The organism is Acetobacter malorum (assembly GCF_002153605.1).
GTDB lineage: Bacteria > Pseudomonadota > Alphaproteobacteria > Acetobacterales > Acetobacteraceae > Acetobacter > Acetobacter malorum_A.
Window position 1 is genome coordinate 22,999 of the sequence record NZ_JOPG01000007.1, and the last position, 12,882, is coordinate 35,880.

Below are 12,882 nucleotides of genomic sequence, written 5' to 3' on the forward strand. Positions count from 1 at the left end.
CTCACGCAGGATGTGGTGACAGGTCAGCAAGCGCATCCCCCTGTGTCTTAAATGCGCCAAGATAGTCATACGGCGCCATGAGAATGGCGATAAGAGAAGGCAGGCTGGTGTGCAGTGGAATCACCAGCCCACCCCCGCTCTGCTTTATTCTTTCTGCCGGCGCGCCAATATCATACACAATAGCGGCTCTCTCACTCGTCCAGATGTGCGTTAACACATACGACCATGTCTCAGGCCAAAGAGACGGCAGAAAAAACCAGTCGATTGCGTGCTTTTCGGTGAGCGTCTGAATTTCATATTCTTCATAACGGCCAGTTATCGTAACAACGCCCGTTTCCAGAAGCGGCGGGTCATTGCAGCTATAGCCAATAACCACCAGATGAATTGGAATATGATTGTTTTTGATAAAGCGTGCTAAATCAAGAAGAATATCGTAGCCTTTTTCAATACTGATTGCGCCTAGAATCCCTATAATACGTTTTTGATGGTACGCCTTTTCAGGAAAGGAAAGCGTATTAACATTCAGAATATGTTCCCACGGAGTAACTTCCGGCTGAATGGTTGTGAACTGTCGTTTGATACGGTTTGCAGCATCTTTGGATGGGCAAATGACGCGTTGTGCCTGGCCCAGAAGGCAATGGCTCCAGTATCGCAGTTTTTGTAAAGGAGCGGGATCATTAGTCCGACTGCCAAAGGTGTTTACACAGCTTAGGCAGTTTTGAAGTTCGGGTTCTCCGCAATAATGGTTGTCATCCGCTACCAGCGTAATACGCGGGCAAAACCAGGAATAATCATGAATGTAGACATCATACGGCAGGCCAAGTTCAGAAAGACTGAAAATTTTTTCAATTGTGCTTCCAATATAGCTGTGAATTTCAAATTTCTCACAGTTGAGATCTTTATAAATTGCCTTGAAACTGAAGGCATTGCGGGGAATTGTGAGGTTGGGATAATCCTTGTCCCGGAGTGATGTTAATCTCCAGAGAGGACGGCCAGAACGATGGACGTCTGGTGCCATGATAAATGCAAAAATACCTGCTTGTTCATAAAGAGATGCACGGTGCCAGACATGGCGCAGAATTCCACCTTCACGATCGTGCATGATAAGAATAACAGATTTTAAAAACGGTCTATTTTGATGCAGGCGTGCCAGGTCCAGTTTTTTTCTGTAAGGGGCAAGAGGGTCCCGGTTCTGCCAGCGCGCTACAAGCTGGTCGTAACCCGGGTGCAGTCTATTCAGAACATGCAGGTTTCTGGCAATCAGGTCGAACTTAACGGGACTGAAAGACTGGCTCTCAGCATGCCCGACATAGGTCCCCATGCAGGCGACGTGCCGCCAGCCTAACGCCGCAGCTCTGCGGGAAAAATCATTTTCTTCCCCGTAGCCCTGTGCAAAAATATCTTCACGCAGCAAACCAGTTTGTTCCAGACAGGCAGATTTGACATACATGCAAAATCCATGTGCCGTCGGAACATCAATCGTTTCTCCACGCCAGAGCCTGCCCATGACAGCGCTGATATCCTGACAGGCTCTGGCATCAGGAATGGGGTTGATCCCGGTGGCGGAAGGATAGCTGAAAATGGTGGCATTATTTGAAAGAGGCGTTGCTGTCCCAATATCGGCCTGCGCATAGGCGGCTCTCTGAAGTTGAGTCAACCAGTTACGACAGACCAGTGTATCACTGTTGAGTAAGACAACATCTTCATGTTCTCTTCTGTGACGCAGACCGCGGTTGACAGATTTTGGAAAACCGAGGTTTTTCTGATTATGGATAATAAAGACATCAGGTTTCTTATCGATATAAGAGAGGTATTTTAGAATATCAGGATTGGGAGAAGCGTCATTGACGATGATAAGTCGGGCATGTGGCGCTTTGTGCTTGAGGCAAAGAGTAAGACAGGTCTTTGTGGCGGAAAAACCATCGTAAACCGGAATAATGATTGCCACAGGAAAGGATTTGCGTGTTTTTCTCAAATTTTCTGAGGGAAAGCGCAAAGAAGAAGCACATTTCTTTATGGATGCAGCCGGGAAAAGGCGCGCTACCTCTAGCGCATAGTGCCTGGCGCTCTCTGCAAACGGGTCAAGAGCAACGGGGCTTCCGTACAAAGGTTTTCCGCGCTCAGAGTAAACGCTGAACAGTGTTCCTTTAGGTTCAAGCTTTTCTTTTTTTATCGAAAAAGCATGCTTGATTGCATCGCCGGCAATGTTTTGCGGGGTAAAGAATTTTATCGTGTCGGTTAAAAAGTGGATAGGCTTCTGACTATGGTCATGAGGCTTAAGGAAAAGTTTTACAGCAGCTTCCGGGTTGGCGGGACGACGAGCCCAGCCAGAAAGACCATCCGGACCGGATGAAACAAATCCTTCCGTTTTGAGAAAATGCGGGATTTGAAATAGACCACCCAGCAAGGTATCGTGCTGAACCGTGACGTGAATGTGTTTGAAATCTTTCCAGTCTTCCTCAAGAAGAATAGATATTTTTTGGTCATGTAAGAGTATTTTAAAAGATGAGATGGGGTAACTGACGCCATCCATCACAAGATTGATATCTTGCTGGTCAACGGGCCTGCGGAAAGTAAGGTGGATTTTTCCTGAGCCTGAAAATGAACACCAGCCAGCCTTGTTCGTAGCAAAACACATGGCTTGCGCCAGAATTTGAAAAGCAGGGAGATCAAGGTCTGTATAGTTGGCCAGAAGAGACTGGAATTCCTCATACGCTAAGGTGTAGTGAGAAAACCGCAGCCGTGTGGCGACGAGTAAAATACGACAGAGCCGGGACTGTGAGCGTGATTTGATGAGCTCAAAAGGTTCGGAGGCTGTGGGGATGCCCAAAAGCAGGCGTACAATCCCGATCCCCATTGTAATCAACCCATTATCTGGCTGCACTCTTTGCAAATATTCCCATCTTTCCAGAAGATGCGGAAGGGATGAAGCATTGAGGGGAAAAGCTTTTTCTTTTTTTTGTAGAATATTTTATAATCAAAAGGATTTTGATTAAGAATTTACGAAAAATCGCATTTTCTGTAATCATTCAAGGCCCTTATGGTCCAATATATTCAAAACTGTGAAAAACATATGACCCTTAATCGCGTTATTGCATAGAATTTTTGCATTAAAAGATATCTATTAACACATTCTATGAACTCGTGTTTGCCGCATGAAGTTAATTACAGGCAGGCGATGGTGGCCCGCTTGAAACGCATTTCGCATGATCGGAGAGAGAATAAGAACCACAAACTCTGTGACACTTCTTCCTCTCTCCACGTGGGACACTACTCTTTTATCCCTGATAAACTGGTCCTGCGGGCAGTAGCTTCCCGGGATTGAGAATATGGTGCGGGTCCATAGTGTTTTTCAGAGCGCGCATAACGCTGAGGGCCCCAGCTCCATGTTCCGTTTCCAGAAAATCGAGCTTGCCCATGCCGACACCATGCTCCCCGCTGCATGAGCCTTCCAGAGCCAGTGCACGGGCAACAATTTTCTTGTCCAGCTCCCAGGCCTGTGCGTGTCCTTCCGGTGTGTCTTCCGTAATAATCAGGGTGTGGAAATTCCCATCCCCGACATGGCCCAGCAGCGGGGCGCGCAGCCCGGAGGCTTTGATATCCTCATAGACCCCATCGATCAGAGTGCCGAGGCGGGAGATCGGCACAATGCAGTCAGTGGAAATGACGCGCGCCTGCGGGTCCAGTGCTTTGGCAGCCCAGAACGCATCATGCCGTGCTTTCCAGAGACGGGAGCGGTCTTCCGCGCTTTCCGCCCATGCAAAACCAAGCCCGTTATTCGATTCCACAAGAGCTTCCGTTGCGCTCACCTGTTCCTGCACTGCGGCGGGGGCCCCGGCAAATTCAAAAAACAGCGTGGTAAGAGGGCGGTACCCTTCCAGTTTGGAAAACTGAATGGAGGCCTGCATCTGAACAGGGTCCATCAGTTCCACGCGGTTAATGGGAATGCCACACTGAATGATTTCCATGGCAGTCTGCACAGCATCATGCAGATTTTCAAACTGACAGACAGCAGCAGACAATGTTTCAGGGCGCCCGTGCAACCTCAGCTGGACTTCCGTGATAACTCCGAGCGTGCCTTCCGACCCGACAAACAGAGACGTCAGGTCATACCCGGTCGAGGATTTTCGCACACGTCCGCCTGTGCGGATAATCTCACCTGTTGCCAGAACGACAGTTAGCCCCAGAACATTTTCCTTCATGGTGCCGTAGCGCACAGCAGCGGTGCCAGAGGCGCGGGTGGCGCACATGCCCCCAAGTGTAGCCTCCCCACCGGGGTCTACCGGAAAGAACAGGCCGGTATCGCGGATCTGCGCATTCAGGCTCTGGCGTGTCAGGCCAGCCTGCACGCGGCAATCCAGATCTTCTGCATTGACCGCAAGAATGCCGGTCATACGGGAAAGGTCAAGACTGATGGCATGTTCCGGGGGGACGACATGTCCCTCAACGGATGTACCAGCCCCAAAAGCCACCACAGGCACACGGTGGGCGTGGCAGGCACGGAGCACAGCGGAAACATCATCGGTGCTTTCTGCAAAAACCACCGCCTCTGGTAAACAGGCGGCATTCATCGCCTCCCCATGGCTGTGTTCTTCCCGCACCGAGGGTGCACTGCTGATCTGCGTGTCCATGGTGGTCCGCAGGGTGGCCAGAACAGCGTGCAGGCGCTCTGCGGGGGAGGCGGAGTTTTCAGGCATCACGAAATATCCAGAAAGAAAAATAGGCTGTCAGGGTGAACTTTCATAAAGCAGAATGGTTTTTTGGTAAAATTTTCTATTTTAGTGCTCTGATTTTCGATCTTCTAGTCGTTACGTGTCTCGTAACGTTATTTGCGTTAGCCCCTGTTTCAACAGTGTTTCCGTCTTTTCCACCAGTGTGCGTCCACTGGCCTCGTCTCGGGCGGGAGCGTGGAAGCGGGGAGTAAGGCGGATCTTGTAGCGCATAGGGAGAGGCGGCCGACGCAGGAAGGGCCAGCCCTGAGCCAGATAGGGAGAATCCGTTTCGATCAGGATGGGTTGTACGGCTGAGCAGGTGCGTTGCGCAATGGCGGCAAAGCCGGCTTGAAACGGTCCGGGTTCTGCTCCTGCGCGGGAGCGTGTCCCTTCGGGAAACAGAAGAAGCTGACAGCCTTCTTTCAGGCTCTCTGTGGCCGGCCCAATAAGTTTTAACAGACTATCATGCCGGATATAGCCCGCAGTGCGCAGGGTGCTGCCAAGTGTTGGTCGTTCCCAGATGGAGGCTTTGGTCACGCATACCAACCGGGGCAGGGCCGCAGCCAGAATGAGGCTGTCCAGACGGGAGGGGTGGTTGGCAACCAGCACCAGCCCGGTTTCCTGTCGGATGGCAGTCAGCTCATGCAGGTCACAGTCCAGAATGCCCATGGTGTGGAGAAAGCGCACGGCAAAACGGGCGACATGATAGAGCCAGAAGCGGCCTACTTTCCGCCGCCTAGGCCCTTCTGGCAGCAGGCTCCGCAGCACAAAAGCTCCGGCATCCAGTGCCAGAAAAATAACGGCAATTCCCAGCAGGGAGGCATAAAAACGCACACAGGCGCTTAAAGCAGAGAGGCGGAACATGCGGGCTCAGGCTTTATCCGTCAGAGTGAAGACCCTGCAAGATGCGGGCTTTTCTGCATACTGACCCACTCAACCTTCTGCCAGCGGAAAATGACACGCGACAGAATGGCTCGGTCCGATCCTGCGCAAGGCTGGCTCTTCTGCCCGGCAACGGTCCTGCACAAACGGACAGCGTGTATGAAAGCGGCAGCCCGCAGGCCGCGCGACCGGGCTGGGAATGTCGCCACCCAGCGGCGCTGCACGAGCAGCACCCACCACAGGGCGGGGCACCGCAGCGGTCAGCACGGCAGAATAAGGGTGCGCGGGGTGGTGCAGCACGGCATCCGTTTCGCCCAGTTCCACTACAGCGCCCAGATACATGACAGCCACGCGGGTGGAAATCTGCCGCACCACAGCCAGATCATGCGCAACAAACACGTAGGTCAGTCCCAGTCGGGCCTGAAGGTCGGCAAACAGATTGACAATCTGGGCCTGCACGGAAACATCCAGCGCAGACACCGGCTCATCCGCCACTACCAGCCGGGGTGAAAGTGCGAGTGCACGGGCGATATTGATACGCTGCCGCTGGCCCCCGGAGAATTCGTGCGCATAACGGTCCAGCGCCGTAACGGGCAGGCTGACCAGATCCATCAATTCGCGCAGACGGGCTGTGATGGTCGTGCGGGAGCGTTTGTGTCCGTCCGGGCCGGGATGAACCTTGAGCGGCTCGGCCAGTAAATCCCCAATACGACGGCGCGGATTAAGCGAGGCATAGGAATCCTGAAAGACCATTTGCATTCGTTGCCGCAGCGGTCGGAGAGCGCGTTCACTCAGATGGGTGATGTCCTGCCCTTCAAACAGGATCTGCCCGGTGGATACATCCGTAAGACGGAGCAGGCACCGGCCCAGCGTGGACTTCCCGCAGCCAGACTCCCCAACCAGCCCCAGCACTTCTCCGGGCATGACAGAAAGCGAAATTCCATCAACCGCCTTCAAAGTTTGCCCGCGTGGCAGATGATAGGTCTTGCGCACGTCCCGCACGTCCAGCAGTGGTCTGGCACTGGCATGCGGGTCTGTTGCGTATGGAGCGGAGGAAGGGGGAGATGGTCGGGTCACTGATGCGGCTCCCCGGAAGAAAGGTCTGTGTTTATCAGCCGAGGCGGTAAGGGAGTGCCTTCTGCCGGGAGAACACAGGCGGCGAACTGGCCAGGCTGCAACACTGGTGCTCCAGAAGGATATTTTGTGTTGTCCGTCGGCACCAGTGGAGGTGGTGGTGCAGGCAGGCAGCTATCATGCACATACGAGCACCGAGGCGCAAAGGCGCAGCCAGCCGGACGTTCCAGCGGGGCAGGCGGTGCCCCGGCAATGGCGGGCAGGCGATGCGGGCGCGGGCCATCCAGCGGTGGGATGGAGGCCAGAAGTGCTGCTGTATAAGGATGGCCGGGGTGGGCAAACAGGGCGTCTGTCGGGCCGGTTTCCGCCACCCGGCCTGAATACAGCACCAAAGTCGTGTCACAGGTTTCTGCAACCACGCCCATATCATGCGTAATCAGCAGCACGGAAGAACCGTAGGTGCTGCGCAGGGAGCGGATCAGGTCCAGAATCTGCGCCTGCACCGTTACGTCCAGCGCTGTGGTGGGTTCATCTGCAATCAGCAGAGATGGATTGCAGGAGAGCGCCATGGCGATCATGGCGCGTTGCCGCAGGCCGCCAGAAAGCTGATGCGGGTAGCGGTCTGCCGTGCGGGCCGGGTCAGGCACGCCCATTTCCGCCAGCAGTTCTACCGTGCGGGCGCGGGCCTGCTTGCGGGAGAGGCGCTCATGCGCGCGGATCTGCTCATCAATCTGCCAGCCAATGGTATAAACTGGCGTAAAGGCCGTCATCGGGTCCTGAAAGATCATGGCAATCTCGCGCCCACGCAGGCGTCGGAGCTGCTTTTGCGGCAGTCCGACCAGTTCCTGCCCCCGGAACAGGGCCGAGCCGGTAATCTGCACGCCGGGACTGTCAATCAACCCCATCAGCGCCATGGCGGTTACGGATTTGCCCGAGCCGGATTCCCCCACCAGCCCCAGAATATCCCGCTCGCCCAGCGTGAAGGACACATGCTCCACAATCGGGATCATCCGCCCACGGGAGGGAAAGCTGACGCACAGGTCACGCACCTCCAGCAAGGGGGCGGTCATCGGAGGGGCGGTCTCAGCGGGCATCACGCACCCTCGGGTCCAGGAACAGATAGAGGATGTCCACCACCGCATTGGCCAGCACCACAAACACGGCGGAATACATCACGGTGGCCATAATCAGGGGCAGGTCTAGATTAGTGAGTGCCTGATAGGTGAGCCGCCCTACACCGGGCAGACCGAACACGACTTCCGTCAGCAAGGCACCGCCGCCCACAAGCTGTGCAAAATCCAGCCCGAAGAGGGAGACAAAGGTCACCATAGAGGTGCGCAGCCCATGCCGCAGCAGAATACGGGTAGGAGAAAGCCCCTTGGCCCGTGCTGTGCGCATGAAATCCTCGCCGGAGAGTGCTACCAGATCGGCCCGCAAAACGCGGCTGTAAATGCCGATGAACATGACGGCCAGAACGATCCATGGAATGACCAGCGCCTTGAACCACCCCCACGGGTTTTCCGTCAGCGGCACGTAACCCAGCCCCGGCACCCATGAGAACAGCCATGTGTCATGATACCGGCTTTGCGTGATGAGATTGGCAACCTGCCCCAGCCAGAAGACCGGCATGGAAATGCCGATCAGCCCCAGCATCATCAGTCCACGATCAACCCATGTGCCTTTCATGGCCGCGGCGATGGTCCCCATGGCTATGGACAGCACAACCCAGATGACGGCTGCCCCACAGACCAGAGAGACCGTAACCGGGGCCGCACGCGCGATTTCCGGCACTACGAGTTCACCCCGGTCCACGTAGGAGGCAAGGTCCTGCGTGATGAACAGCTTCTTCATCATGGTGGCGTATTGCACAGGCAGAGGGCGGTCAAACCCGTATTCCTGCCGCACTTTTTCCATGGTCTGGGGGGATGCGTTGCGTCCGGCAATGCGGGCGGTAGGATCCGCGCCCGGCGTGGCAAAGAAGACCAGAAACACGAGCGCAGAAATGCCGAACAAAACAAATACCGTCTGCCCGAGCCGACGAAGGAGCGCCATCATCATGCGTCAACCCTCCTCATGAGGACCGCCGTGCGGCATCGCGCACATCCAGCGCATCCCTCAGGCCGTCACCCAGAATATTCAGCGCCAGCACTACCAGCACAATGGCGAGGCCGGGGGCAATGGCGACCATGGGGCGCGTGTAAATCAGCCCCTCGCCATCCTGAATAATGGTGCCCCATGATGCCGCCGGAGCCTGCACACCGATGGAGAGGAAAGAGAGTGCGCTTTCCGCCAGCAGGGAAAGCGCCATCAGCAACGGCCCAAGCACGACGAGCGTGGTCGTCACGTTAGGCAGAATATCAAACAGCACAACCCGCCAGCGTGGCACGCCAAGGCAGCGGGCCGCGGTGACAAATTCCGCCTGCCGTAATGCCAGCACTCGTCCCCGGATGGGCCGGGCCGCATACGGCACATAGACCAGCGCGATAATGACAATAGGGATCAGCAGACTGTCCGCTTCCACGACAAACGGCCCGAGCTTTAACCCCTGACTCACCGTGACAATGGAGAGCGAGATGGCAAACAGATAGACCGGCACCGCCCACATGATATCCATCAGGCGGGAGAGGACGGCATCCACCACCCCACCAAAAAAGCCTGCGGCAATGCCAGCGGTAGCCGCCAGAAACAGGCAGAGCACCGCAGCGCAGGAAGAAATCAGCAGGGAATTGCGGCCACCATACAGCATGCGCGCCGCGACATCGCGCCCCTGGCTGTCCGCGCCCAGCAGATAGGCTGCGTGGCCGGTCGGCCCGATGGGGCTGAGGCCCAGATGCAGCGGATTATCGTTTGGCTGCATGATATCCACCTCATGCCCGTCCAGCATGATGCTGCCAGCGACGTTGGAGGTGAACGGGTCAGTCCGTGCAATATCCCGCGCATAGAGCGGGGCCAGCACGCAACTCAGGGTGATGAGCACCAGAACGGCAAGGGCTGCCATGGCCGCGCGGTTGCGTGCAAGTCCACGCATCGCCTGCCGCCATGGGCCGGGTGGGGGAGGCGCTTCAGCTGTCATCGGACCTGAAGCTGGGAAAGCAGGATTTCATCATTAAGTGTTACGATGGCGTTACGCGTGCGTTTTGACAACAGGCGGACGCGTTTGATCTGCACCAGCGGCACGGCGGGAGCCTGCGCCATCAGGGCGCGGTCAGCCTCTGCCCAGTCCTTTGTGCTGTCTGCCGGGCTGGTCAGGGCAGCGGCGGCAGCCTTATTCATCAGGGCGTCTGTTTCCGGGTTACAAAAGGCTGACATGTTGGGTGAATTATCGGAATGCGGGCGGAAACTGGCGCATGCAAACAAGGTTTGCAGGAACGTGGACGCGGAGGGGTAATCCGCATTCCATCCTGTCAGGGCAAGCTGCACATGGTTGTCACTATTCTGCACGTACGGAAATTGCACAGTCTGCGTCATGCTGCGCACAGAGGCCTCATAACCAAGGCTGGCCAGTGTGCTGCGTAATTCCATGGCCATGGCGGCATAGCGCCCTTCCAGAGGTGCGATAATGGTGACTTTCTGGCCCGCTGTGCCGCTTTCCCGCACCATTTTACGCGCTTCTTCAAAATCTGGTGCCTGCCATTCCGGCAGAGGATGCGCAGGTGATGCTCCTTTGGTGTAGGCGCAACTGGGCTCATAACCCGGCGCACCCTGGGGCAGAAGCTGGCAGAGGGGCGTCGCGACCGCAGCACCGCCATGATAGATCGCCATGGCATGTCGATTAATGGCATAGTTCAGCGCCTGCCGTGCCTTGAGCGAATTGAACGGCGGTATCCGGACATTCAGGGCGGCGTAATAATAAAGCAGTAGTGTATAAATCTGCACCTGTTCGGGATAGCAGCTCCCAACTTCTCCAAGCCTGTCCAGCGGCACATCTTCATACATCCAGTCATACTGACCATTTTCAATAGCAGTCACTTCGCCTTCCGGGTCCAGCCCGAAGGTGATCTGAATGGTATCAGCATAGCCAAAAGGCTGCGCATCATGCGCCCATTCTCGGAAATACGGGTTGCGTTCCAGCACCATGCCTGTGGCGGGGTCATAGCGTGTTACGCGATAGGGTCCGGTACCCGGAGGGGCGATATTACCGGTATCATAGGGTGGTGTGTTGGCCGGGAGAATGGCGGCATGAAACCAGGCCAGACGGTCCAGAAATTCGGCATCCGGCTCCGTCAGATGGAAGGTAATGGTGCGGGTGGCCGGATCAGTCTCTATGCCGCCTGCCAGTGTGCAGTGCGCGGGGTCATGCAGGCAGGCATCTGCCCCAACGATATGACTGTAATACGGGCCCGCAGTTGGACTGCCGACTTTGAAGAGACGCCGGAACGACGCAGCGACATCTTCGACATTTACAACCTGACCATTGGAAAAATGCAGATTGGGACGAAGCGTAAACCGATAGGTTCGCCCACCGTCTTCTGGCTTCGGGACAGTTTCTGCCAGATCGGCAATGACGGGTTGTGATTTGACGCCTGCAAATTTAGGGAATGTCAGAAGCCCGTCATAAACGGGCGTTTCGAGTTGCTTGATGAGAGAAATATAAGAGACTTGCGGGTCCAGCGTGCCCCCGGAGTTTTGCGCAGCCAGCCGTAAGGTGCCGCCTTTATGAGCGTCTGAGGATGGGGTGGCTAGTCGTGGCGCTGGAGCAGGTTGAGCGTGTGCGCAGGAAAGTGGGGCTGTACCGGCGCACAGAGCGGCCAGCACATATCCCACATAAAAAGACTGTTTCTGCACCATGTTTCACACCCCATGCTCTGGGGAGAGACCTTAAAAGGGCGCGGTGTGACACACAATGCACAAAGCGTAACGGTTTATAAAAGTGGATTGATGCCAGCAGGTTCATTCAGGCTTTGGGCACATCCTGCAACGCTGCTGGTAACGCGCGTCCAAACAGGTCCAGTTCCGCAGGGGTGGCTGTGCCAACACGGATCCATGTCTGGTAGGCTGGGGCATCAAACACCCGGATATCGACGCCCCGTTGCGCCAGTGCAGCTTTCATTTTTTCTGCCGGTCGCTGTGTATCGACGTAAACAAAGGTTCCGTGACTTTTTAGGAAAGACAGACCATTTTTCTGGCAGATATCATAAATCATGCCACGGCAGGACTTAAGATAAGCAATTGCACCGTTGAGATACGTTTTGTCCCCAAGGGATGCCATGGCGGCGGCATAGCCAGCCTGATTACGGGACGTGGTGGTAAGGCTGTAAAGCTGCTTCACGCGGTTGGGTTGCGCCAGAATATAGCCAATCCGAAGTCCGGCCAGACCATAAACCTTGGAAAATGTGCGGGCAACAATCACATCATGCCCGGACTGTACCAGAGATGAGACAGTCATCTGCTCTGCTGACGGTAAAAGTTCAAAATAGGCTTCATCCACAACAACAGGGATTTTTTTGGAAACCTCTTCGCAAAATGAAAGGAGTTTTGTATGATCCAGCATATCGCCGGTTGGATTGTTGGGGTTGCAAAGGTACACCATTGCCGTCTCGGGGGTAATGGCCTGCCGGAGAGCATCCAGATCAATCGCATGGTGAACGAGAGGTACATAGCGCACTTCTACACCGCGGCGCTGGGCATAGTTCAGATGTGTGGCATAGGTTGGCTGCGGTGCCAGAAGATGGCCCTTGCGGCCGATATCGCTGGAAAGCAGAGACAGCGCATCCAGAGATCCATTTGATAAAGCGACTTTTTCTCTCTCAAGATTTTCATGATGACCAATTTTATCACGTAACGTGTGTTCATCTTCCACATAATACGGGGCCTGAGGCACACAGGCCATAATTGCCTTGCGTGCAGCGGGCGAAGGGCCAAACGGGTTTTCTGTTACGTTCAGGCGTGCACGGGTTGCGGGCACTTCCTGTGCAGCAAGGAGCGGCCTGGCACGCCCTGCCCAGAGAGCCGGGGCTATAAGGCTGCCTGCCTGTATCAGAGAACGTCTGTCGAGATGGAACATAGTTATCCTTTAATAATGAATTATGATTTACATTTAATGTTTTGTGTTTGTACGCTTCTTTTAACGTATGTTTCTGGATTGCTAAATTAAAATGAGTATAGAAAGTATATAGGTTTGATGATGTCATAATAGTTTCACTTTGTTTCGAGTGGATGCTCTTGGTAACAGACGCGTGATTTTTCCATTTTTGATAATATTCTGGATACACGC

Annotated in this window: 9 protein-coding genes; all 9 read right to left on the reverse strand. The window is 55.1% G+C overall.

All coding sequences use genetic code 11. The features are described from left to right. Position 1 precedes the first annotated feature (1 nt). On the reverse strand, positions 2-2,857 hold the full coding sequence (locus HK23_RS03275; protein ID WP_086652849.1) for a glycosyltransferase: 2,856 nt from the start codon (positions 2,855-2,857) through the stop codon (positions 2-4). A 421-nt stretch (positions 2,858-3,278) separates the two neighbouring features. Then, a complete protein-coding gene (locus HK23_RS03280) occupies positions 3,279-4,697 on the reverse strand; it encodes an FAD-binding oxidoreductase (RefSeq protein WP_086652850.1) in 1,419 nt (472 codons plus the stop codon). Between the two features lie 111 nt (positions 4,698-4,808). Further along, a complete protein-coding gene (locus HK23_RS03285) occupies positions 4,809-5,576 on the reverse strand; it encodes a lysophospholipid acyltransferase family protein (protein ID WP_086652851.1) in 768 nt (255 codons plus the stop codon). Positions 5,577-5,645: 69 nt separating this feature from the next. Continuing rightward, a complete protein-coding gene (locus HK23_RS03290) occupies positions 5,646-6,602 on the reverse strand; it encodes an ABC transporter ATP-binding protein (protein WP_086652966.1) in 957 nt (318 codons plus the stop codon). Between the two features lie 65 nt (positions 6,603-6,667). Further along, positions 6,668-7,762 carry an ABC transporter ATP-binding protein gene (locus HK23_RS03295; RefSeq protein WP_086652852.1) on the reverse strand — a complete coding sequence of 365 codons (1,095 nt, stop codon included), beginning with the start codon at positions 7,760-7,762 and terminating at the stop codon, positions 6,668-6,670. Then, a complete protein-coding gene (locus HK23_RS03300) occupies positions 7,752-8,726 on the reverse strand; it encodes an ABC transporter permease (protein ID WP_086652853.1) in 975 nt (324 codons plus the stop codon). Before HK23_RS03300 ends, HK23_RS03295 begins: the two co-directional genes overlap by 11 nt. A 13-nt stretch (positions 8,727-8,739) precedes the next feature. Then, positions 8,740-9,741: an ABC transporter permease gene (locus tag HK23_RS03305; RefSeq protein ID WP_086652854.1), complete on the reverse strand. Its 1,002-nt coding sequence runs from the start codon at positions 9,739-9,741 to the stop codon at positions 8,740-8,742. Next, a complete protein-coding gene (locus HK23_RS03310; protein ID WP_086652855.1) occupies positions 9,738-11,456 on the reverse strand; it encodes an ABC transporter substrate-binding protein in 1,719 nt (572 codons plus the stop codon). Before HK23_RS03310 ends, HK23_RS03305 begins: the two co-directional genes overlap by 4 nt. Positions 11,457-11,562: 106 nt before the next feature. Continuing rightward, positions 11,563-12,672, reverse strand: coding sequence for a pyridoxal phosphate-dependent aminotransferase (locus HK23_RS03315; protein ID WP_086652856.1), 1,110 nt, complete (start codon positions 12,670-12,672; stop codon positions 11,563-11,565). Positions 12,673-12,882: the final 210 nt, after the last annotated feature.

Bases quoted from the DNA above. Each gene is read 5' to 3' on its own strand.
- HK23_RS03275 (WP_086652849.1), bottom strand. From the start codon at position 2,857: ATGGGGATCGGGATTGTACGCCTGCTTTTGGGCATCCCCACAGCCTCC.
- HK23_RS03280 (WP_086652850.1), bottom strand. From the start codon at position 4,697: ATGCCTGAAAACTCCGCCTCCCCCGCAGAGCGCCTGCACGCTGTTCTG.
- HK23_RS03285 (WP_086652851.1), bottom strand. From the start codon at position 5,576: ATGTTCCGCCTCTCTGCTTTAAGCGCCTGTGTGCGTTTTTATGCCTCC.
- HK23_RS03295 (WP_086652852.1), bottom strand. From the start codon at position 7,762: ATGCCCGCTGAGACCGCCCCTCCGATGACCGCCCCCTTGCTGGAGGTG.
- HK23_RS03300 (WP_086652853.1), bottom strand. From the start codon at position 8,726: ATGATGATGGCGCTCCTTCGTCGGCTCGGGCAGACGGTATTTGTTTTG.
- HK23_RS03305 (WP_086652854.1), bottom strand. From the start codon at position 9,741: ATGACAGCTGAAGCGCCTCCCCCACCCGGCCCATGGCGGCAGGCGATG.
- HK23_RS03310 (WP_086652855.1), bottom strand. From the start codon at position 11,456: ATGGTGCAGAAACAGTCTTTTTATGTGGGATATGTGCTGGCCGCTCTG.
- HK23_RS03315 (WP_086652856.1), bottom strand. From the start codon at position 12,672: ATGTTCCATCTCGACAGACGTTCTCTGATACAGGCAGGCAGCCTTATA.